Below are 20,554 nucleotides of genomic sequence, written 5' to 3'. Positions count from 1 at the left end.
GATATTACCGGTAGTTTACCAGTTTGCACGCAAGTCTACCGATGCATCTTGCCAGTCGACCGGGCAGAGAGCGCAGCTTTCTTTACCAGGCGACATGCCAGGCGTATGATTCAGGAACAAAGCAAAACAACAATAATCAAGTTTGGAGGAGAGAGCAGATGCGACGGACATTGATGGGGGCTGCGCTGGTATCGGCCGCAGTTCTGTTAGCGGCAGTTTGGTCCAATGAATCGGCAGATGCAGCCCAGGATGACGCGCTGATGGCGGTCAAACAACAGTTTGTTGGCCACTACGAACTGGTCAGTTTTGTCAGCTTCCCGGCCACTGGTGGTGAAGTCGACAATAACTATGTTGGCCGCATCATGTACGATGAAAACGACCAGATGTCCGCTCAGGGAATGCCCAAGGATCTGCCTGAACGTGCTGCGCAGACCACAGAGCTGGTGCGCGGAGGGTTTGCATACTGGGGGCCTGTCACCTGGGATATCTCCCAGAACAAAGTTACACACCACGTTGAAGGTTCGCCTACGCGCGGCAGCTGGGTGGGTGAAGACAATGTGCGCTACTACGAGTTCACCCCGGAAGGCTTGTTGAAACTCTCAATTCGTGATGAGAACGGTCGTACCACCGGCACCCTGACCTGGCGACGTATCGAAGACTGAAGACGCTACAGAAAGCCTCCTGTGATGGCGGCATTCTGATTAAAATTCAATGCTGTCCCGGTAAGCAGGTATTTCGGCTCGAATGCCCTTGTTCTGCTGCAGCCGGTCGGAGAGTGCCTGCAGCGCCTCTGTTTCGCCATGGACCAGCATGACACGTGGGCGCTGGGTTTCAGTGCCGGGTGACTCTTTGCGGAAGCGATCAATCCAGTCGATCAGTTCATCCTGTCCGGCATGCGCTGACAGACCGCCGATGGTCTCGATACGCGCGCCGACCTTGAAATCGTCACCAAACATCTTGAACGTTTCGACGCCATCGACCAGCATCCTGCCCAGCGTGCCGCGTGCCTGAAATCCGATAAAGATTACTGTGTTTTCGCGTTTCCAGATCCGGTGTTTGAAATGATGGCGAATTCGCCCCCCGGTACACATTCCGCTACCTGCGATGATCAGGGCGCCCTGCTTGATGGCATTGATCTGCATCGAATCTTCGGCCGAACGGCACAGTTTGAGAGTCGGCAGAAACTGCGCCAGTGACTCACGGTTGGCGTCGCTAAGGCAGCGAATGTCTTCGTCGTCCAACAGATGTAGCCAGCGGTCATAGATTTCGGTTACCTCAATGGCCATCGGGCTGTCCAGAAATACCTGCCAGTTATCCAGTTCACCACTGTGATGCAGGCAACCCAGGTAATAGATCAGCTCCTGTGAGCGACCAATCGCGAAGGAGGGAATCATGACATTGCCGCCTGCCTCCCAGGTCTCGTGAAGAACCTGTCTGAACTGCTCGAGTGTCGCATCGTGGTCGCGGTGATTGCGGTTGCCATAGGTGCCTTCCATCAACACCAGGTCGGCCTCGTTAACATATTCTGGATCATTCATCAGGGCGGAATGGCGGTTGCCGAGATCGCCTGAGAATACAAGAATTCTCGGTTTGCCGTGCTCAATGATCTTCAGGTGCACAATCGCTGAACCAAGAATATGACCGGCATCCAGAAAGGTCAGCTCAACATCCGCTGCAATACCGAATGGTTTTCGGTATTGCTTGCCATCGCAGAGGCGAAGCACCTTTTCCACATCATGTGCTGTGTATCGAGGCTCAATTAATGGGCGACCAGCACGCTGCCGACGCAGGTTATCCCTTTCCAGATCTCGCTCATAAAGGCCGCGCGCGTCCTCCAGCAGCACGCGAAGGAGCTGACGGGTAGCCTGAGTGCAGTAGATTGGGCCGTCGAAGCCCTGATTTACCAGTGTCGGCAGCAGACCGGAATGGTCCAGGTGACCATGCGACAGAATCACTGCGTCAATCTCGGCTGGATTAAAGGGGAAACTTTCCTCATGAACGCGGTCAACCGCATCGCCGCCCTGATGCATGCCACAGTCAAGCAGGATTTTGCCAACAGCTGGTGATTCCAGCATGTGGCAGGACCCAGTCACTTCCTGGGCGGCACCATAAAATGTCAACTTGGCCATAAGACTTTCAGATCCCCTAATTGATGCATCATTTGCTTACGTCGATAACAACACAATAGTCAGCACCGTTATGATCACCAGCAGAGTACTGCTCAGATTCACCGTACTGCCATGCCACAGACGGTTCCAGCGTCGTTCCATGTTTCGCAGTGAGCGTGTGTCGAATTGCCAATCGGGAGTCTCCTGCGTCAACCTGCCCAGTGTTCTTTTGAGTCGCAGTGACATTGGAACCATAAGATTCGGCAGCCACCGGCCCATCCTGTCTGCCTCAAACGGCAAGCGACTCCCCAGCGCATACATCACCATGGCGATACCCAGCGGCCAGCAGAGCGCCCACAGATTGCTCGCGCTCAGGCTGTAGAGAATCGACTCACGCATGCTGGGCCACAGCCATGGCAGCACAGCCGGGCAGCTGGCCAGTACAATCCACGCGGACAGTTTGCGGATACCTGGCGGCGCAGTGTCGGGCTCTGCATTACTGTGTGATGATAAGCGCCGGAACAGCACCAGTGCCTTGATCATGATCAAGGCACTGGTGATTGAACCAGCAATAATAAGATTGCGCCAGATCGCCAGCTCGTCAGTTGCCAGCGCGGATTTAAGCTCACTTTTCACCGCTGCGCCGGAGGTCAGCGGAAGGCCAGCGATTGACAGAGCAGTTGTCAGTAGAAGCACGGCCAGCAGAGCCTGTAACCACGCTGTCGGGATGCGGTGTTTGAAAAGGTCGGCTGCCAGAAACAGTGTGCCTTTGGCCAGGCCATGATGCACGCCGTATAGCATCAGGATGACGGCAATCTCTGAGCGCTGCCCGGGCAGGTGCCAGCTCAGGCCCACCAGAAACAGCAAAAAACCGATCTGGCTGATTGATGAAAACGCCAGTAACTGTTTGACATTGCTTCGCGTCAGACCCATCAGTGCGCCATAAAACGCACTGAATACAGCCACAGACATGACTGGTATGGCCCATTGCTGCATCAGCGAAGCAGCAGGCAGAATTTTCCACAGACCAAGAATGCCGGCCTTGATCATGACGCCGGACAGGACCGCGCTGGCGGGCGCCGGCGCCGCCGGATGTGCTAATGGCAACCAGACGTGCAGAGGCCAGAAGCCCGCCTTGAGGCCCAGACCGGCCAGCACGAGCGCTGCAGGCAAGGGATTGATATCGCTGCCCTGCCAGGCGGCAAACTGCACGGCACCGCCAAGCTGATAACTTATCATGATCAGACCGGATAACAGCGCCATTTCGCCAAGGACAGCAAGCTGCAGATAGATGCGACCCGCCCGGCGAGCGACGGGAGTTCTGTCGTGAACGACCAGACCATAAGCCGCCAGGCTCATCATGGAAAAACCGATGTAAAAGCTCAGGGCATCCTGCGAGACGATCAGCAGCAGGTTGCCTGCCATTGATACAAGCCAGAGGGTCCAGAATACGGGGCCCCGTATTGATCCCGCCGCATAAACAGATGACAGCAGCCACAGTGCCGCTGTAAACAACAGCCACGCAGCATCAAGCGGTCCCTGAATGCCAATCAGGGCGTCTGGCCAGAAACTGTCGAGTGGCATCGTCATGTTCACAGGGCAAACTCCTGGCTGATGATGAATTCCGTCCAGCCCAGCGGGCTGGCCAGGCTGCCCGCAAAAATGCCGGCAAGCAGGGACAGCAGCGCCGTGAACAGTGGTGGCAGCAGCATCATCCAGTGAGTCTCAAAGCGTGATTTCTTGAAGTTGTCCTCAGGCCACCCCGCTGTTGGCGGCTGAGCAAACCAGCCGCGATATATCAGCGGCATGAAATACATGGCGTTCAGAATTGATGAGCCAATCAAAACCGCCAGCATCGCATCATTGCCTGACTCGAGTGCCCCCAGCCCGAGATACCATTTGCTGAAGAAGCCGGCAATCGGTGGCACACCAATCATGCCAAGCGCACCGACTGTAAAGGCGCTCATGGTCAGAGGCATGCGTTTACCCAGACCATCCATCTCCTGAATTCTGTGAATGCCAAGAGTCTCCGCCATGTTGCCGGCACAGAAAAACAGCGTGATCTTCATCAGGCCCTGATGCACCAGATGAACTACTGCGCCGATAGCCGCTGTCGGCCCTGCCATCGCAACACCAAGCGTAATGTATGACACCTGGCTGACTGTAGAGAATGCCAGCCGGCGCTTGATGTCAGTCTGTCGCAGAGCCTGAATGGAGCCGTAAAGAATGGTGAATGCGGCAGCCAGCATCAACACCGGAGTCAGGCCGAGTGCAATGCCCGTTTCCACACCAAATACATCGTAGACCACGCGGATTATGCCAAACGCGCCAGCCTTTACAACTGCTACCGCGTGCAGCAATGCGCTGACTGGCGCCGGCGCTACCATGGCTCTGGGCAGCCAGCCATGCAGGGGGAACAGTGCAGCTTTAACTCCCAGTCCCACAATCATCAATGCGAATGCCGCCATCAACGCAAAGCGGTTTTCTTCTACCGCGCCGGAAACATAGCCGCCGGGTATAAAGTCACTGGTACCTGTGATTGAGTGCAGCAGTGCCACGCCCATCAGCAGCAAGGTACCGCCAGACAGGGTATAGACCAGATAAAGCCGCCCGGCCTTGAGTGCCGCATCGGTGCCGCGATGAACAACCAGTGGAAACGTTGCCAGCGTCAGCAGTTCAAAGAACAGCAAAAACGTAATCAGATTGCCTGACAGTGCGATACCGACAGTAGCACTGACACATAGACTGAAGTATCCAAAGAATCGCGACTTGAGTTGCGATTTCTGCAGGTAGCCGATGGCATAGATAGTTGTAGCCAACCACAATATTGACGAGAGCGTTACAAACTGCAGAGATAGTGCGTCGCCCTGCAGAACCAGGCTGGCGCCGGGCAGAAAGTCCACTTCGAATCGAAAGCGCAGTCCCTGGCTGACTCCGAGCAGCATCAATAGAACCAGGCAGAGCTTGATGACAATTCCGCCCAGGTTGAGGATGGTGCGCCGTCTGGCGGCGTTTTCTGGCGTGGCGAATATCAATAGCGCCGGGATCAGAGAGCTCAGTATGATCAGCACCGGCAGCAGGCTGGTCCAGCGCATCATTTGCACCAGGATCATACGCCACCTCCGGCCAGCAGTCCGATCAGTTGTTCACCCAAAAGTGCCATGCCCCACACAATAAGTGCTGGCAGCAGGGCCAGCCAGTGGCCCATCAAGTGCGGGCGCGTGTCTGGTGGGTTGATCGTGGCGCGATCAAACGCCAGGACCACAACGCGAAAAATATATGCCGCTGATACCAGCGTGCCCAGCAAGATGCCAAAGGCCCACGGCCAGTTCTGTGGCTGGCTGAGAATGGGTTCCAGCAGTACCCACTTCGCCAGAAAGCCGCCACTGGGAGGCAGTCCGATCAGACTGCCACCGGCAACCGCAAAGGCGAACATGGCTATCGGCACGGTCTGCGTGGCGCCACGCAGACCAGTCAGGCGGCGCGTGCCCAGCGTGCCCTGCATCTCGCCGGCCGCCATGAACAGGGAGGCCTTGGCAAGACCATGAGCGATTACAAACAACCACAGGGCAATATGCATCTGGGGAATTTGCCATGACATCAACAAACCCAGCGCCATCAGCGCGTAACCAAGCTGCGCCACAGTCGAATAGGCCACCAGAACCTTGATGTAGGGTGATCGCATCGCCGCCCAGCCACCGGCGACCAGTGCGATCATACCGGCCGTTGCAACCATGGGGCCGACCTCACGGGCAAGATCGGCGGGTGCCACTTCAGTCCAAACCAGCCACAGAATGAACAGCGGGCCTTTGACCACAACGGCAGATAACAGGGCACTTACCGCTGCGGGTGCGCCGGCATGCGCTGCCGGCAACCAGAGATGCAGTGGCCATAGTGCACCCTTTAGCATCAGGCCAGCAGTAATCAGGGCCAGCGCCAGACGTGTCCTGGCACTGTCGGCGCTCACGGAGGCTAGCTGCATGACATCCAGCGTGTGGTACTCACTGTACAGAAAAACCACACCCAGCAAATAAATCATTGAAGCTGCCAGTGAAAGCAACAGATAGTCAGCAGCAGCCTGATAGGCTTTCGGGCCGCTAAGCGCAACCATGGCAACAGCGGCCAGCCCAATCAACTCCAGTGTGATATACAGATTGAACAGATCTGCTGACAGCCACAGTGCCGCCAGCGCGGTGTGCAGAAATGCGCTCAGCACCCAGAAGTCGTCGCCGGAGGCAAAGCGGCTGAATCGGGCATACAGCCCTGCCAGCAAGTGAATCAAGGCAGTAAAAGCCAGCAGCAGGGCACTGAGTGGAGACAGGCGCAGTCGAATGGCGAGGCCATCTTCCCAACCGCCAAGATTGAGTGTCTGTGTCGCTCCACTGGCGGTCACTGTCTGCAGGGCGAGCAGGGCTGCTGCGGAACTGAGCGCGCTTCCCAGCAGCACGACCACGCTGGCCCGTCGAGGTGTCATCGCAGGGCCGGTCAGTACAATGAGCGCTGCCACCAGCGGGGTAACCAGACTTAGCAGGGCGTCATTCATCCTCTGCCTCCGTGCTGCCGCTCGCGGCTGCCTCCCGGGACTCGCGGGCAGCCAGAATCAGACGCAATGCAAAGGCGGTCGCGCTGATGGCAACAACCAGGCCTGTCACAACCAGTGCATGAAGAATGGGGTCAGGTGGCTCCTGTCGGCGCGCGAATGCGATCATGGTCAGGAACGTGCCCGACCCCATGATATTGATTGCAATCAGACGGCGAATAGGGTCCTTCAAAACCAGCAGACCATAAAGACCCAGCATCACCAGTGCTACAGCAACCAGCAGGTAAAGAATGATGCTGTTGGCTGCCAGTGAGCTCATGAGCAGAGATCCTTGCGTTCACCGGCAACCAGCAGGGTGAGAATGATGGCAATTGACAGGGTTGCCAGCGTCTCGATCATCAGAATCAGCGTGCCGGCGTGGGCCTCCGGATAGTCCAGCCAGCCGGCACCCAGCGAATGCGTCAACACCGCAGTACACAGGAATAGCAGTGTGCCGGCACAGACAGAGCCGCGAACCGCGAACGAAGACCAGTGCAGCGGTGGCAGCATGCCGGTGATCCTCAGCATCACACAGCCTGCTGCCAGCAGGGCACCTGCCTGGAATGCACCGCCCGGTCCGCTGGCGCCGCGCCAGAGTAGATAACCTCCCACGAGCAACAGCAAAGGCACCAGTGTACGTGTCCAGGACACCAGTAATTGCCAGGTACGTGCCGGTTCAAGAGATTCCTTTTCGATCGGGAAGAGTTGTCTCAAGCCGGTAATGGCAAATAACAGAACCAGAAGTTCCAGAAATGTGTCCCAGGCGCGGAAGTTCAGGAGCACTGCGGTGACTGGATGACTGACGCCTGAATCAGACATGGCGGCTGCGACCGGAGAGTCGATATTATTGGCAGTGATGTCTGCGGGTGAGGGCAGAATTATTGAAACAGCAAAACCGCTTACAGCAACAACAATGAATGTCAGCGCACCCAGGTGACGACGATAGTCGAAACGACGTGCCGACGAGACGGGCAGCTTGCGCGCGGCACGCAGCAGCAGCACGCCAGTCAATCCTGCGCCAATGGCCGCTTCAGCCAGAGCCAGGTCTGGTGCGCCCAGGCGCGCCCAGACCAGGGCAACGATCATGCCGAAAGCCACAAACAATGCCATGGCATCGCGACGTGTGGAAGCGAACAGGGCACTCCATGCCACAACCAGCAGCAGAACGCACAGCACCAGGTCGGGCAGCAGTTCAACTGTCATCTTTGGACTGCTCCTGCTCGAGTTTGTAGCGGGCGAGTAACTGGCCGTTGACGGCGGCTGATGCCATGGCAATCAGATAGATTAGAAAAATGTAACACGCTGTGTGCAGGGAGCCGGAGGCAATAGCCAGGCCCAATGCCAGGAAACCTAGGCCCAGCGTGTCGGTCTTGGTCACGGCGTGCAATCGGCAATAAAAGTCAGAGAAACGGAGCAGCCCGAGGGCCCCGGTGAGATAAAAACATATACCTGCTGCCATCAGCGTCCAGGACAGTATGTCGACCAGTGTGCCTGGCGTCATGGTACCTCCGGCTCTGAGGTCTTGCGAAGCAGCTGGACCAGCGCCGCCGTGATGACAGCAGCCAGCAGCGCCAGCACCAGGGCGACATCGCGCCAGGTGTCTGATTGCTGCCACTCCGCCAGAAGCAGCAGGACGGCGATGCCGGTGCTGCCCAGCATCTGCAGGCCCATCAGGCGTTCAGCAGTGCTGGTTGCCTGGCCCAGTCGCCACAGGCCGGCACTTCCGGCAATCAACAGCAGCGTGGTCATCAAGATCATGACGAGCCCCCCTCAGGAGTTCCAAGCAGTTTGCTCAAATGGCGTTCCAGAGTGGCCACTTCGCTTTTCCAGTCGAGTCGCTTATCAAGTACGTGTATGAGTAATTGATCTGATTCGATTCGGGCGCCGAGTGTGCCTGGCAGCAGCCCAATCAGCGCCGAGAGCCCAATGCGGGTGTTCAGGGCCGGGCAGGTAAACGGATAGTGGACCCAGGCGGCATGACTGCTTGCATCGCGCTGGAAACTGCGTTTTGCTACATCCATCCCGCCCAGAAGCTGGCGGCTGACAAAGTAGGCAATGAAGCTGGGTAGATATTGAAGGCGAAATGCGAGAGATGGGGGCTGCAGAATGTAACTCAGACCGGTAGCCAGGCAGATGACGGGAATGCCTATGTACCAGCCCTGGCCTGAGCTCAGCAGTGTCCAGATCACGGTGTATACAAGTGCCCAGAGCAACACTCTGACGATTCGGAGTCCCTGCTGCTGCGAATTTTCAGAGCGTTTACCGCGGGTAGCCGCCATTGCTTCTCCCTAAATTAACGTCTACAGCCGAATGCCAGTCTAACGCAATCGGGTGCAGTCGTCAGGAAGTATCAGCTAGAATGACCCAATCACTTGCCAGGGGTTGTGAGGATTGTCAGACAAGCAGGCTAGTTTCAAGGCGCGATGGCAGGCGGAGGCGGTGCGACTTCTGCAGGGGGCCGCGTCGGATCTCCAGGCTGAGGCAGGGGCTCGTGAAGGCGCGGCGACTGAGGCTGAACAGCGAGTGCTGCGCTGGGCGGCGATTATTGGCGCCCGACACCAGTTGCCGGAAATCCAGTCCGCCTGGCGACGTCACTGTATCCTGATCCTGATGGTCATCAGCGTTCTGGCGCTGGCTGGTGGTTTCACAACGGCGCTGGCAGTTCTGGGCGACGGTACGCAAGCCGTCAATATCCCCTGGGCGCTGGGCGGTCTGCTGGGTCTGAATCTGCTGATGCTGCTGTTCTGGCTGCTGGGAATGCTGGCGCGCTCCGATGGTGCCCTGCTGGGTCGCCTGGTGTTCCAGTTAACACATTATCTGCCGGGTGAACACCACAAAGCTTTGACCCGGGCTTTTGCCACTCTGAACCAGCGTGCTGATCTGATGCGTTGGTGGCTGGGCCTGCTGAGTCACACGGTGTGGCTGTGCGCGATGCTGGGAGCGCTGTTTGGCCTGTTATGGACACTGGCTCTGCGCAGTTATGCGTTTACCTGGGAAACCACCATTCTGTCGGCCGACGTGTTCACGGCGCTGGTCCATGGGCTTTCGCTATTGCCGCAGACACTGGGTATCTCCATCCCCGATGCAGCAACACTGGTGGGCGCAGACCAATCACAGGCGGACGAGGTGCGACGTCAGTGGGCGGCCTGGTTGACGGCATCGGTTGCCCTCTACGGGTTGATGCCAAGGCTGGTGTTGATCCTGATCAGTTCGATCCGGTTGCTGGTTGGTCTCCGACAACTAAGGCTGCAAACTACGGCGCCAGAGTGGGCGCCACTGGTGCAGCGATTGACGCCCGATCTGAATGAGCGGCATGTGACTGATCCCGCCCCGGAAGCCGGACAGGCGGCACGCATAGTTCCGGTCTCCAACCCACGTCCGGGTACCAGCGTTCTGGTTGCCTACGAACTGACGGCCATCAAGCCCTGGCCACCGGCTGAATTGCCGGAGCACACCCAATGCCTGGAGGTGAACAGCCGTGGGCAGCGTCAACAGAGCCTGAGTGCGCTGGCCGAGGCGCGCCCTGGCACCCTGATGGTCATCTGCGATGCGCGACTGTCGCCGGACCGGGGTACCCTGCACTGGCTGGTGAATGCCGGCAGTCTGGCCGGGGTCACGCAAATTGTTTTGCACAACAGTGAACAAAGCAGCGACGAGCGTCTGACAAGCTGGCACGATTCTTTGCGCGATATCGGCGTGGACAGTGCCCATATACATCACGCGATGACCGAAGCGCTGAACCAGCTGGGAGTTCATAATGGTTGATAGCCTGAAAATTTCGGTGGTAGGGCATACCAATACCGGCAAGACCTCGCTGTTGCGAACCTTGACGCGTGATGCGCGATTTGGTGAGGTTTCTGGGCGACCCGGCACTACGCGGCATGTTGAAGTGGCGCGCCTGAATGTTCAGGGGCAGACGCTTCTGGAGCTCTACGACACGCCCGGCATCGAAGATGCGATAGACCTGCTGGATTTGCTGGACCAGCAGAGTGCGCAGGTCGAGCAACGTGTTGCTGCCAGGGAAGATGGTCCGACGCGCATTGAACGTTTTCTGCAGTCGGCTCCCGCCGCCGAGCGCTTTGAGCAGGAGGCCAAGGTATTGCGGCAGATGTTGCGCAGCCATGCTGCGCTCTACGTGATCGATGCGCGTGATCCGGTCCTGTCCAAGCACCGCGATGAGCTCGAAATTCTTAATATGTGTGGTGTGCCCCTGTTGCCTCTGCTGAACTTTGTTGCCGGGCAGAAGACCAATGAGACCGAATGGCGTGAGATGCTGGCCGGGCTTGGACTGCATGCCATTGTGCGTTTCGACTCCGTAGCGCCGGCCCGGGATGGCGAGAAAACACTCTACACCAAACTGGCCAGTCTGCTGGATGCCCATGGTGCGACACTGCAGCGATTGATCCGCAGTCACGAGGCGGATGCACAACAACGCCACACAGCAGCGCTCGACCTGATTGCAATGCTGTTGGTAGAGACTGCGGCACTGAAGCTGCGCATCAGTCGTGATGAGCAGTCACTGCAACGCGGAATTGAACGTCTCAACCAAGCCGTGCGTGAGCACGAACAGTCGTGTGTCGCCCAGCTGCTGAGCCTGCATCGATTTTATCCTGACGACATTGACGCAGATGGCCTGCCGCTGGTCGACGGTCGCTGGGAGCAGGATCTGTTTGACCCTTACACTTTGCAGAACATGGGAATACAGCTTGGCAGTGGCGCAGCCGCTGGTGCAGCAGCAGGGCTGGGCATTGATCTGATGGTGGGCGGCATGACGCTCGGTGCCGCGGCAGCGACAGGTGCGCTGCTGGGTGGTGGGTTTCAGACCCTGCGGCACTATGGCAGCGACCTGATGGCGCGTGTGACTGGTGAAAAAACCCTGCGCGTGGACGATAGTATTCTTAACGCACTGGCAACCCGGCAGGTAGACCTGCTGGCCGCCCTGGAGCGGCGCGGACACGCCGCCCAGCAGAAGCTGGCGCTGGCGCGATTGAGCGACATTGGCGGTGGCAGTCGGGAACCACTGTTCGTTCACAATGAGTTGCCCGAGAGTCTGCGTCGCGCGAGATCCCAGTCTGGCTGGGCCCGTGACAGTGACGCCGTCATGGGCAGTTCAGGAAAGCATCAGGCAGTTCAACAGCTGTCGAAAAATCTTCAGGACCTGCTGGCCAGCCGTTACAGGGACGAGCCGGATCAGCGCTGACACAACAGCCGCGAAGGATCTGTCGACCCTTTCAGACATTCATTGAGATTCCTGTTCTAGGGGGCGGAGTACAAAGCAGGTATACTCTCGCCCTAAACACAAAAACCATCAATACGCCCGCACAAAGCATCACTATTCAGGGGAGATCACCATGAGACTCGAGTCTTTGGCACTTCATCACGGTTACGAATCCGAAGCGACTACAAAATCTGCAGCAGTGCCCATTTATCAGACCACGTCATACACCTTCGACAATACACAGCATGGTGCCGACCTGTTCGATCTGAAAGTGCCCGGCAACATCTATTCCCGCATCATGAATCCGACCAATGACGTGCTGGAACAGCGTCTGGCGCAAATGGAAGGTGGTATCGGCGCACTGGCACTGGCATCCGGTATGGCGGCGATTACTTATGCAATTCAGTGTATTACGCGTGCAGGCGACAATATCGTCAGCACCAGCCAGCTGTACGGCGGCACTTACAATCTGTTCGCACACACATTGCCGAATCAGGGCATCGATGTTCGCATGGCGTCCTTCGACGACTACGAAAAGCTGGAAAGCCTGATTGATGACAAGACACGCGCTGTATTCTGCGAGTCGATTGGCAACCCGGCGGGCAATGTTGTGGATCTGCAGCGCCTGAGTGAGATTGCTCACCGTCATGGCGTACCCCTCATCGTCGACAATACCGTGGGGACACCTTACCTGTGCCGCGCCTTTGATCATGGCGCTGACATTATCGTGCACTCACTGACCAAATACATTGGCGGTCATGGCACCACGGTAGGCGGAATCATCATCGACTCGGGCAAGTTTGACTGGGTCGCCAACAAAGCGCGTTTCCCGATGCTGAACGAGCCGGACCCGTCCTACCACGGTGTTGTTTATACTGAAGCGCTGGGCCCAGCGGCATTTATCGGTCGCTGCCGTGTTGTGCCGCTGCGCAATACCGGTGCTGCGCTTTCACCGCATAGTTCTTTCCTGATTCTGCAGGGGCTGGAGACGTTGGGGCTGCGTATCGAGAGACATTGCGACAACGCGCTGGCCGTTGCCCGTCATCTCAAAAAACATCCAAAAGTGGCCTGGGTCAACTACGCCGGGCTGGATGACAGTCCCTACCGTGAAGTGTGTCAGAAGATATGCGGCGGAAAGGCGTCAGGTATTCTTAGTTTCGGTATCAAAGGTGGCCGTGAGGCAGGTGCCAGATTTATCGATGCGCTGCAGATGATTCTGCGGCTGGTGAATATTGGTGATGCCAAGTCACTGGCCTGCCATCCGGCGACAACCACCCATCGTCAGTTGAATCCGGAAGAGCTGGCACGCGCTGGCGTCAGTGAGGATCTGGTCCGTCTGTCGGTAGGCATCGAGCACATCGACGACATTATTGCCGACATTGATCAGGCGCTGTCGAAGGTATGAGTCTCATCGTGCATCAGCAAAAGCACAGCGTAACAACTCGGGGCGGGGATGCAGGTGACCATGGACAAGCCTGAAAGAGTCAACGATGGGATGGGCCACTGGGTCGCCGGTGCGGTCGGTGCGCTGGTCTATATTCTGATCGCCAGCGTTGGTCAGTCACCGGTGGCCTGGTCGAGTGTCAGCTATTTTGTTCTGGGCTGGCCCATCTTGTGTGTGGGTATCTGGCTGATTACACGACAGTTTCCGCAGCGCAGCTGGCGCTGGCCGCTCAGCATGATGCTGGGGCAGGTGTTTGCGTCCATCCTGTATGGCAACGGTGCAACGATCCCGATTGCGATGATCTACGTAACTGTGCTGTCGCTGCCGCAGTTTGCGGTGGCGGCACTGGTCAGCTCGCGCCACGCCGGCAGCCTGCAGTCTGATGCGGAGGCCGGGCTAGACACTGGTGATGAGCAGCAAAAGCAGGATAAACAGTCATAACACAGTCTGAATATTGACTGGGTTTCGTTCGAGTTCGAGAGAGACAAAGCATGAAATTCACGGGCAGTCCGACTTTTACGCATCGGCAACAGGACAAGATAGGCGTTCTGGTCACTAATCTGGGAACGCCGGATGCACCTAAAACTTCAGCCTTGCGACGCTACCTGAAGCAGTTCCTGTGGGACCCGCGAGTGGTGGAGGTGCCGCGACCTGTCTGGTGGCTGATCCTGCATGGTGTCATTCTGAATATCCGACCGCCACGATCGGCCAAGGCGTATGCTACGGTGTTTACCGAGCAGGGTTCGCCATTGTTGTTTCACACGCGCAACCAGGCGCAGGCGCTGGCCAAAAAGCTGAATGAAAATGGCCATGACAATCTGGTGGTGGATTTTGCCATGCGATACGGCAACCCCTCCATCCCTTCGGTATTGCAGAAGATGATGGACCAGGGCGTGCGCCAGCTGCTTGTGTTGCCTCTGTATCCACAGTATTCGGCCTCCACGTCGGCGTCCACGTTTGATGCCATCGCCCAGGATTTCGCAAAACGGCGCTGGCTTCCGGATTTTCGCTTTGTCAGCCACTACCATGATTTTGATCCTTTTATTCAGGCCGCTGCGACGCGCATTCAGGAGCACTGGCAGCAGCACGGTCGTGCGGACAAACTGCTGTTTTCCTACCATGGTGTGCCCAAGAAGTACCTGCTGAATGGCGACCCCTATCACTGCGAATGCCACAAGACTTCACGTTTGCTGGCGCAGGCTCTGGATCTGGGCGACGATGAGTGGCAAACCACATTCCAGAGCCGGTTCGGCCGCGAAGAGTGGCTGAAGCCCTACACCGACGAGACACTGAAGGCCATGCCAGCGCAGGGCATCAAGTCAGTACAGGTATTCTGCCCCGGTTTTTCCGCTGACTGCCTGGAAACCATTGAAGAGATTGGTGAAGAGAACCGCGAATACTTCATGCACTCTGGCGGCGAGCGTTACGAGTACATCTCTGCGCTTAACGACAGGCCCGAGCACATCGATGCGCTGGCGACGCTGGTAGAGAAAAATCTGACTGGCTGGTCAGTTGAGACGGTAGACGAACATCGTCAGCAACTTGCGCAGGCGCAGGGCGCCAAAGACTAGCAGGCTGCTGAAAAACTATCAGCCTGGTTGGTAAGTCGGGGGGGTGCGTTTGGTATGGCGACAGTAATTTGTCGCCATGCCGGTTGCGATAGGATTACTGAGCGGAGGCGGCCTCGGCTTCCAGCCACTCATTCAGGTCGATCACGTCCTGCGGTGTCAGTACACCGGCAGTGCGCTTCAACTGCAGTGTGTCGATCACATAGTTGTAACGGGCATCGGAGTAGTTGCGCAACGCCACGAACAGGTTCTGGCGCGCCAGTACGACGTCAACGATGTTTCGTGTGCCCACTTCATAGCCGGCTTCGATGGCGTTCAGAGCAGCTTCGGCTGACACGATGGCCTGCTGACGTTGCGCAATTACCATGGCGTCGGTGTTGACGCGTCGAAACGCGTTGCGGATATCCTGGGTTACCTGACGGCGAGCCAGATTGGCAGATTCCTGCTGAGCGACCAGATCGTACTCAGCCTGCTCGCGGCGCGCGGTGGTGGCAAAGCCTGAGAACAACGGCACACTCACTGTCAGTGACACGCTGGCGCCCTCGATGGCACCGGCGTCACGCAGGCTGCCGTCAGCTCCCCGGGTGGAGTTGGATTCAGTATTCTGGTAACCACCCTGCAGGCTGACAGTCGGCAGGTGGTCAGAGCGACGTGCCTTGGCAATCAGCGTCTGGGCGTCAACACCGGCAAGAGCAGCCTGCAGTTGCGGGTTGTTGTTCATTGCTTCGCTGACCCACTGCTCAATGTCGCCTTCGGCGGGTGTTACCGGGAAGTCTTCGCGGAGCACATCAATGTTCGGATGCGGCTGTCCGGTAATGGCTTCCAGCGCCTCGTAACTGCTGGCCAGGGTATCTTCGGCCAGAATGGTGTTGTTGCGCGCCAGGTCGTAGGCTGCCTGGGCCTCGTAGACTTCGGTGATCGCGACCAGGCCGACTTCCTCGCGCTGCTGAGTACGTTCGAACTGGCGCTGGGACGCCTCTTCTTCCTGGCGACGGGTATTCAGATCGTCGATCGCGCGCAGCACATTAAAGTAGGCTGAAGCTACACGGATGATCAGATCCTGTTCCTGAGCCTGAAAGTTGAACATACGGGCCTGATCAGCTTCCTTGGCGCCCTGGTAACTGTACCAGCTGGCCAGATTCAGTAGTGACTGGCTGACGTTGATACCGTAACGGGTGGTTTCCTGGTCAAGGTCTGTCAGGGTGACATCGCCTTCGGGGCCAGAAGCCTGGCGTTGTTCGGTGAATGAAGCGCTGGCCTGGGGCAGCAGGCTGGCGCGGGCCTGAACGACCTGTTGCTGGCCGGACTGTAATTGGGCCTGGGCCTGCCGCAGCGCCGGGTCATTGCGCATGGCCAGTTCCAGTATGGTCACCAGATCGTCAGCCACGGCCAATTGAGAGGCAAATACCAAGCCCGCCGCGAGAACTGTTTTGCGGAAAAAACGTTGCATATTCAGAAGTCCTGTTACATTAATCATTGGCTGAAAAAATGCCAGCTGTGAAAGCGGCCTGGATTCAGCCAGAGAGGGCCCGCAGAGCATCGATCATTCTACACAGTGTTACGAAACTATCCAATTAACAGATTGTGAAGAGATTGTGTCGCCTGACATTACACTACCTGCCGCAGGCGGTAACACTTTGCCTCGCTTTAAGGCATAATGAGCGGCTCTGAACCGTGCCTATAAATTTCTATACAGCAGGCCCGATAAGGCCTGAGAGCAGGATAGACCAATGAGTGCCAAGCCCGAACACTTTCTCGACAGGATTACCGAACTGGACGACAGAACCCGATATTCGTTCAGCGGATCGCATAAAGTGTATGTATCCGGCAGCCGACCCGACCTGCGTGTGCCCATGCGTGAAATCGTGTTGGCAGATACCCAGACCGAAAAAGGCCTGGAACCCAACGTGCCGGTGCGTGTTTATGACACCTCGGGCGTCTACTCGGACCCGGAAGTAGAAATAGATCTGCGCACCGGTCTGCCGGCTATCCGTGAAGCATGGATCGAAGAGCGTGGCGATACTGAGCAGCTGCCCGGCGTCAGCTCGGAATTTGGCCGTCAACGCCAGGCTGATGTACAGACAGCCCATCTGCGCTTTGAGCATATGCGTCGTCCACGCCGCGCCAAAGCCGGGGCCAATGTGACCCAGCTGCATTACGCGCGGCAGGGCATCATTACTCCGGAGATGGAATACATCGCCATCCGCGAGAACATGAGCATTGCCCAGATGCGCGAGCAGCAGCTCGGTGGTGGTGATGTCAATGATCTGGGATTCCAGCACCCGGGTCAGTCTTTCGGCGCTGCCATTCCCAAGGAAATAACCCCCGAATTTGTGCGTGACGAAGTCGCACGCGGTCGCGCCATCATCCCGGCCAACATCAATCACCCGGAAATTGAACCGATGATCATCGGCCGCAACTTCCTGGTGAAGGTCAATGCCAATATCGGCAACTCGGCTGTTACATCTTCAATTGAAGAAGAGGTGGAGAAGCTGACCTGGGCTGCGCGCTGGGGTGCAGATACCGTGATGGATCTGTCGACAGGCAAGAACATTCACGAAACACGTGAGTGGATCATCCGTAACTCCATGGTGCCGATAGGTACTGTGCCTATTTACCAGGCGCTGGAAAAAGTCGGCGGTGTCGCCGAGGACCTGACCTGGGAGATTTTCCGCGACACGCTGATTGAGCAGGCCGAGCAGGGTGTGGACTATTTCACAATTCATGCCGGTGTTCTGCTGCGTTATGTGCCGCTGACCGCCAAACGCGTGACCGGCATTGTTTCGCGCGGTGGTTCGATCATGGCCAAATGGTGTCTGGCGCATCACAAGGAAAACTTCCTGTACACGCATTTTGAAGACATCTGCGAAATCATGAAGGCCTACGATGTCTCCTTCTCGCTGGGCGATGGCCTGCGTCCCGGCTCGGTGGCAGATGCCAATGACGCCGCGCAGTTTGCCGAGTTGGAAACGCTGGGTGAGCTTACCAAGATTGCCTGGAAACACGACGTACAATGCATGATCGAAGGTCCAGGACATGTGCCCATGCACATGATCAAGGAAAATATGGACAAGCAGCTGGCAGTTTGCGACGAAGCGCCATTTTACACGCTGGGGCCACTGACCACCGACATCGCGCCGGGCTATGATCACATCACCTCGGGCATTGGTGCCGCGATGATCGGCTGGTTTGGCTGTGCCATGCTGTGTTACGTGACTCCCAAGGAACACCTGGGACTGCCAGACAAGCAGGATGTAAAAGAAGGACTGATGGCCTACAAGATTGCAGCCCATGCTGCCGATCTGGCCAAAGGGCATCCGGGCGCCCAGCTGCGAGATAATGCGCTGTCCAAGGCGCGTTTTGAATTCCGCTGGGAAGACCAGTTCAATCTGGGTCTGGATCCGGAAACGGCGCGGGCCTTCCATGATGAAACACTGCCCAAGGACTCCGGTAAGGTGGCGCATTTCTGCTCCATGTGTGGTCCCAAGTTCTGTTCCATGAAGATCAGCCAGGAAGTGCGTGACTACGCCGCAGCACAGGATGCTGAGGAGCAGGCTGCGCTGGAAGGCATGCAGAAAATGGCAGAGGAATACAACAGTACAGGGCGCAAGCTCTACCACAAGGTTTAACAGGCATGACAGATATCAAAGCAGACGATCTCAACATAGAGTCCATTGACACATTGATGACCCCGCAGCAACTCAAGGAAAAGATGCCACTGCAGGGAGCGGCGCTGGAATCCGTTCGCAAGGGTCGACAGACCATTTTCGACATTCTGGATCGAAAAGATCCGCGACTGTTTGTGGTGGTTGGTCCGTGTTCCATCCATGACCCGAAAGCGGCCATGGATTACGCCGAGCGCCTGAAGAAGCTGGCGGACGAGGTGCAGGACAGCCTGTATATCGTCATGCGCGTCTATTTTGAAAAGCCGCGTACCTCCGTTGGCTGGAAAGGGTTGATCAATGACCCGTTCATGGACGACACATTCCAGATTGAAGAAGGCCTGAAGATTGGTCGCAAGCTGCTTCTGGACGTCGCCAGCATGGGGCTGCCGGCATCGACCGAGGCGCTGGACCCGATCTCTCCCCAGTACCTGCAGGATCTGATTGCCTGGTCCGCTATTGGTGCTCGCACCACCGAATCACAGACGCACCGGGAAATGTCCAGTGGCCTGTCATCAGCAGTTGGTTTCAAAAATGGCACCGATGGTGGTTTGACAGTTGCTGTCAATGCCATGCAGTCAGTCAGCCATCCGCACCGCTTCCTCGGCATTAACAAGGACGGTCAGGTAGCTGTGGTACGCACCAAGGGCAATCCCTACGCACACGTTGTGCTGCGTGGTGGCTCAGCCGGCCCCAACTATGATTCGGTACACGTGGCGAAAGCCGAGGAAGCACTGAAGAAGGGCGGAGTGAGCACCAATATCATGATCGACTGCAGCCACGCCAACTCCAATAAGGATCCGTCCATCCAGTCACTGGTGCTGAAAGATGTCACGCACCAGATTCTGGAAGGTAATGAGTCGATCATCGGTGTCATGCTGGAGAGCAACATTAACTTCGGCAACCAGAAGATCCCCAAGGATCTGAAGGAGCTGAAATACGGTGTATCAGTGACAGATGCGTGTATCGACTGGGCAGAAACCGAACGCAGCATCAAGGAAATGGCTGCCAAGCTGAAGGATGTGTTGCCCAAGCGCAGATAGTCCAATTCCCCGTCAAGGCCGGCGGCGGCAATGCGCCCGCTGCCGCCTGTTCCTACCCCCTTGAAATCTAAAGATATAGCCCGTACCCTGAAAGTGAAGTTGATGATTCATGAATAGAATCAGCCATGGACGATGACCGTGGCGAGGAGACTAAATATGAAAACGTCAATTCACCATAAGTCAGGCATGACGGCTATTCTGGCAGCTGCGGCAGCGTTTATCGCCGCTTCTTTTGCAGGGCAGTCTTACGCGCAGGGTATGACAGACTCTTATCTGGAGTGGCAGGCCCGCATGCAGGCTGGTCCCGACGAATATCTGTTTTTCGAGGACGACCGCAAGCAGGTTGTCTCCTACTCTCAGGAGCGCATTGTGCGAGTCTGCGCAGGTGAAAGCTCGATTGTGACACCGCTCAGCATTGAGTACGACGACAAAGAAACACTGGTGATGCCGGGCGACTGTATCCGGGTAGAGGCCATGGAAGTGTATCTTGAGCCTGCAGACACGCTGGAACCCAATACCTTCCTGCGGGTTCAGGTTGATACCTTGAGTTGATCTTAACGGTCAATTATTGATACAGACTGGTACTAAGAGTAGAGAGAGCGTCACCCCGTGGCGCTCTTTCTCGTTGGGCAAATGTTGCTGGCAGCAAGGAATTCAAGACGAGGGACATCATGGAAACGAAGAAAGAGAAAAAGGTCCGTCGCCGTCGTGGCAATATCGCGCTGGCGGTTGGACTTGGCTTGAGTGCAGGTGTCGGATTCGGTCTGGTGCTGGCCAGTTTGTTGTTTGGCGTGCTCGCGGCCGTAATTCTGGGTGGTGGGCTCTGGGTTGCTGGCGTGGGTGCCCGAAAAGAAGTCAGCCAGAAATGAGCGCTTGATCAGAATGCGGGACACTTGTTGAGAGACCAAAAAAAAGCAGGCCACAATGGCCTG

19 protein-coding genes and 1 pseudogene are annotated in these 20,554 nt (G+C 57.0%); 10 read left to right on the top strand and 10 right to left on the bottom strand.

All coding sequences use genetic code 11. From position 1 onward, the window contains the following. The first annotated feature begins 158 nt into the window (after nucleotides 1-158). Entirely contained in the window at nucleotides 159-662 is a 504-nt protein-coding gene (locus QGM61_RS03255; protein ID WP_281131903.1) for a lipocalin-like domain-containing protein, read from the top strand. 39 nt (nucleotides 663-701) lie between these two features. On the opposite strand, the gene QGM61_RS03250 is transcribed toward QGM61_RS03255, so the two are convergent. From QGM61_RS03250 to QGM61_RS03210, 9 genes are read right to left on the bottom strand one after another with little or no spacing between them, the layout of a single operon-like run. Continuing rightward, nucleotides 702-2,129 (bottom strand): MBL fold metallo-hydrolase RNA specificity domain-containing protein, encoded by a 1,428-nt coding sequence (locus QGM61_RS03250; RefSeq protein ID WP_281131902.1) that lies wholly within the window; start codon nucleotides 2,127-2,129, stop codon nucleotides 702-704. A gap of 36 nt (nucleotides 2,130-2,165) precedes the next feature. Continuing rightward, entirely contained in the window at nucleotides 2,166-3,698 is a 1,533-nt protein-coding gene (locus tag QGM61_RS03245) for a complex I subunit 5 family protein (RefSeq protein WP_281131901.1), read from the bottom strand. Nucleotides 3,699-3,700: 2 nt separating this feature from the next. Further along, nucleotides 3,701-5,221 carry a proton-conducting transporter membrane subunit gene (locus QGM61_RS03240; RefSeq protein WP_317622125.1) on the bottom strand — a complete coding sequence of 507 codons (1,521 nt, stop codon included), beginning with the start codon at nucleotides 5,219-5,221 and terminating at the stop codon, nucleotides 3,701-3,703. Then, entirely contained in the window at nucleotides 5,218-6,651 is a 1,434-nt protein-coding gene (locus QGM61_RS03235) for a complex I subunit 5 family protein (RefSeq protein WP_281131900.1), read from the bottom strand. The genes QGM61_RS03240 and QGM61_RS03235 overlap by 4 nt, the downstream gene beginning before the upstream one ends. Then, nucleotides 6,644-6,967, bottom strand: coding sequence for an NADH-quinone oxidoreductase subunit K (locus QGM61_RS03230; protein WP_281131899.1), 324 nt, complete (start codon nucleotides 6,965-6,967; stop codon nucleotides 6,644-6,646). The genes QGM61_RS03235 and QGM61_RS03230 overlap by 8 nt, the downstream gene beginning before the upstream one ends. Beyond that, on the bottom strand, nucleotides 6,964-7,890 hold the full coding sequence (locus QGM61_RS03225) for a hydrogenase subunit MbhD domain-containing protein (protein WP_281131898.1): 927 nt from the start codon (nucleotides 7,888-7,890) through the stop codon (nucleotides 6,964-6,966). Before QGM61_RS03225 ends, QGM61_RS03230 begins: the two co-directional genes overlap by 4 nt. Further along, entirely contained in the window at nucleotides 7,880-8,188 is a 309-nt protein-coding gene (locus tag QGM61_RS03220; protein ID WP_237132836.1) for a cation:proton antiporter, read from the bottom strand. Before QGM61_RS03220 ends, QGM61_RS03225 begins: the two co-directional genes overlap by 11 nt. Beyond that, on the bottom strand, nucleotides 8,185-8,445 hold the full coding sequence (locus tag QGM61_RS03215; protein ID WP_237132837.1) for a monovalent cation/H+ antiporter complex subunit F: 261 nt from the start codon (nucleotides 8,443-8,445) through the stop codon (nucleotides 8,185-8,187). Before QGM61_RS03215 ends, QGM61_RS03220 begins: the two co-directional genes overlap by 4 nt. Next, entirely contained in the window at nucleotides 8,442-8,966 is a 525-nt protein-coding gene (locus tag QGM61_RS03210) for a Na+/H+ antiporter subunit E (protein ID WP_281131897.1), read from the bottom strand. The genes QGM61_RS03215 and QGM61_RS03210 overlap by 4 nt, the downstream gene beginning before the upstream one ends. A gap of 112 nt (nucleotides 8,967-9,078) precedes the next feature. On the opposite strand from QGM61_RS03210, the gene QGM61_RS03205 reads away from it, so the two are divergent. The 5 genes from QGM61_RS03205 to hemH all read left to right on the top strand — a co-directional run bounded on the left by QGM61_RS03205 (nucleotide 9,079) and on the right by hemH (nucleotide 14,920). Continuing rightward, entirely contained in the window at nucleotides 9,079-10,452 is a 1,374-nt protein-coding gene (locus QGM61_RS03205) for a DUF2868 domain-containing protein (RefSeq protein WP_281131896.1), read from the top strand. Next, nucleotides 10,445-11,887 carry a GTPase/DUF3482 domain-containing protein gene (locus QGM61_RS03200; RefSeq protein WP_281131895.1) on the top strand — a complete coding sequence of 481 codons (1,443 nt, stop codon included), beginning with the start codon at nucleotides 10,445-10,447 and terminating at the stop codon, nucleotides 11,885-11,887. The genes QGM61_RS03205 and QGM61_RS03200 overlap by 8 nt, the downstream gene beginning before the upstream one ends. A 151-nt stretch (nucleotides 11,888-12,038) precedes the next feature. Beyond that, complete coding sequence (locus QGM61_RS03195) at nucleotides 12,039-13,310, top strand: O-acetylhomoserine aminocarboxypropyltransferase/cysteine synthase family protein (protein ID WP_281131894.1); 1,272 nt, start codon at nucleotides 12,039-12,041, stop codon at nucleotides 13,308-13,310. Between the two features lie 60 nt (nucleotides 13,311-13,370). Beyond that, entirely contained in the window at nucleotides 13,371-13,790 is a 420-nt protein-coding gene (locus QGM61_RS03190; RefSeq protein ID WP_281131893.1) for a hypothetical protein, read from the top strand. Between the two features lie 50 nt (nucleotides 13,791-13,840). Then, nucleotides 13,841-14,920, top strand: a complete 1,080-nt coding sequence (hemH, locus tag QGM61_RS03185) for a ferrochelatase (protein WP_281131892.1) — start codon at nucleotides 13,841-13,843, stop codon at nucleotides 14,918-14,920. Between the two features lie 94 nt (nucleotides 14,921-15,014). Here the strand turns inward: hemH and QGM61_RS03180 are convergent, their stop codons facing one another. Beyond that, entirely contained in the window at nucleotides 15,015-16,367 is a 1,353-nt protein-coding gene (locus QGM61_RS03180; protein ID WP_281131891.1) for a TolC family outer membrane protein, read from the bottom strand. A gap of 352 nt (nucleotides 16,368-16,719) precedes the next feature. On the opposite strand from QGM61_RS03180, the pseudogene thiC reads away from it, so the two are divergent. The 4 genes and pseudogenes from thiC to QGM61_RS03160 all read left to right on the top strand — a co-directional run. Further along, nucleotides 16,720-18,546, top strand: a pseudogene (gene thiC, locus QGM61_RS03175) (phosphomethylpyrimidine synthase ThiC); the annotation flags it as partial. A 5-nt stretch (nucleotides 18,547-18,551) separates the two neighbouring features. Next, entirely contained in the window at nucleotides 18,552-19,622 is a 1,071-nt protein-coding gene (locus QGM61_RS03170) for a 3-deoxy-7-phosphoheptulonate synthase (protein ID WP_281131889.1), read from the top strand. 156 nt (nucleotides 19,623-19,778) lie between these two features. Next, nucleotides 19,779-20,174 (top strand): hypothetical protein, encoded by a 396-nt coding sequence (locus QGM61_RS03165; RefSeq protein WP_281131888.1) that lies wholly within the window; start codon nucleotides 19,779-19,781, stop codon nucleotides 20,172-20,174. 119 nt (nucleotides 20,175-20,293) lie between these two features. Then, complete coding sequence (locus QGM61_RS03160) at nucleotides 20,294-20,491, top strand: hypothetical protein (protein WP_281131886.1); 198 nt, start codon at nucleotides 20,294-20,296, stop codon at nucleotides 20,489-20,491. Nucleotides 20,492-20,554: the final 63 nt, after the last annotated feature.

The sequence above is a fragment of the Pseudohongiella sp. SYSU M77423 genome (genome assembly GCF_029911965.1).
Lineage (GTDB): Bacteria > Pseudomonadota > Gammaproteobacteria > Pseudomonadales > Pseudohongiellaceae > Pseudohongiella.
The sequence above is the reverse complement of the archived record's forward strand: the minus strand, read 5'-3'. Positions and strand labels throughout refer to the sequence as shown.

What these genes read in the sequence shown, in the direction of transcription:
- QGM61_RS03200 (WP_281131895.1), top strand. Translation starts at nt 10,445, where the DNA reads ATGGTTGATAGCCTGAAAATTTCGGTGGTAGGGCATACCAATACCGGC.
- QGM61_RS03220 (WP_237132836.1), bottom strand. Translation starts at nt 8,188, where the DNA reads ATGACGCCAGGCACACTGGTCGACATACTGTCCTGGACGCTGATGGCA.
- QGM61_RS03180 (WP_281131891.1), bottom strand. Translation starts at nt 16,367, where the DNA reads ATGCAACGTTTTTTCCGCAAAACAGTTCTCGCGGCGGGCTTGGTATTT.
- QGM61_RS03165 (WP_281131888.1), top strand. Translation starts at nt 19,779, where the DNA reads ATGAAAACGTCAATTCACCATAAGTCAGGCATGACGGCTATTCTGGCA.
- QGM61_RS03210 (WP_281131897.1), bottom strand. Translation starts at nt 8,966, where the DNA reads ATGGCGGCTACCCGCGGTAAACGCTCTGAAAATTCGCAGCAGCAGGGA.
- QGM61_RS03235 (WP_281131900.1), bottom strand. Translation starts at nt 6,651, where the DNA reads ATGAATGACGCCCTGCTAAGTCTGGTTACCCCGCTGGTGGCAGCGCTC.
- QGM61_RS03240 (WP_317622125.1), bottom strand. Translation starts at nt 5,221, where the DNA reads ATGATCCTGGTGCAAATGATGCGCTGGACCAGCCTGCTGCCGGTGCTG.
- QGM61_RS03245 (WP_281131901.1), bottom strand. Translation starts at nt 3,698, where the DNA reads ATGACGATGCCACTCGACAGTTTCTGGCCAGACGCCCTGATTGGCATT.
- QGM61_RS03195 (WP_281131894.1), top strand. Translation starts at nt 12,039, where the DNA reads ATGAGACTCGAGTCTTTGGCACTTCATCACGGTTACGAATCCGAAGCG.
- QGM61_RS03160 (WP_281131886.1), top strand. Translation starts at nt 20,294, where the DNA reads ATGGAAACGAAGAAAGAGAAAAAGGTCCGTCGCCGTCGTGGCAATATC.
- QGM61_RS03215 (WP_237132837.1), bottom strand. Translation starts at nt 8,445, where the DNA reads ATGATCTTGATGACCACGCTGCTGTTGATTGCCGGAAGTGCCGGCCTG.
- QGM61_RS03255 (WP_281131903.1), top strand. Translation starts at nt 159, where the DNA reads ATGCGACGGACATTGATGGGGGCTGCGCTGGTATCGGCCGCAGTTCTG.
- QGM61_RS03250 (WP_281131902.1), bottom strand. Translation starts at nt 2,129, where the DNA reads ATGGCCAAGTTGACATTTTATGGTGCCGCCCAGGAAGTGACTGGGTCC.
- QGM61_RS03170 (WP_281131889.1), top strand. Translation starts at nt 18,552, where the DNA reads ATGACAGATATCAAAGCAGACGATCTCAACATAGAGTCCATTGACACA.
- QGM61_RS03225 (WP_281131898.1), bottom strand. Translation starts at nt 7,890, where the DNA reads ATGACAGTTGAACTGCTGCCCGACCTGGTGCTGTGCGTTCTGCTGCTG.
- hemH (WP_281131892.1), top strand. Translation starts at nt 13,841, where the DNA reads ATGAAATTCACGGGCAGTCCGACTTTTACGCATCGGCAACAGGACAAG.
- QGM61_RS03230 (WP_281131899.1), bottom strand. Translation starts at nt 6,967, where the DNA reads ATGAGCTCACTGGCAGCCAACAGCATCATTCTTTACCTGCTGGTTGCT.
- QGM61_RS03190 (WP_281131893.1), top strand. Translation starts at nt 13,371, where the DNA reads ATGGACAAGCCTGAAAGAGTCAACGATGGGATGGGCCACTGGGTCGCC.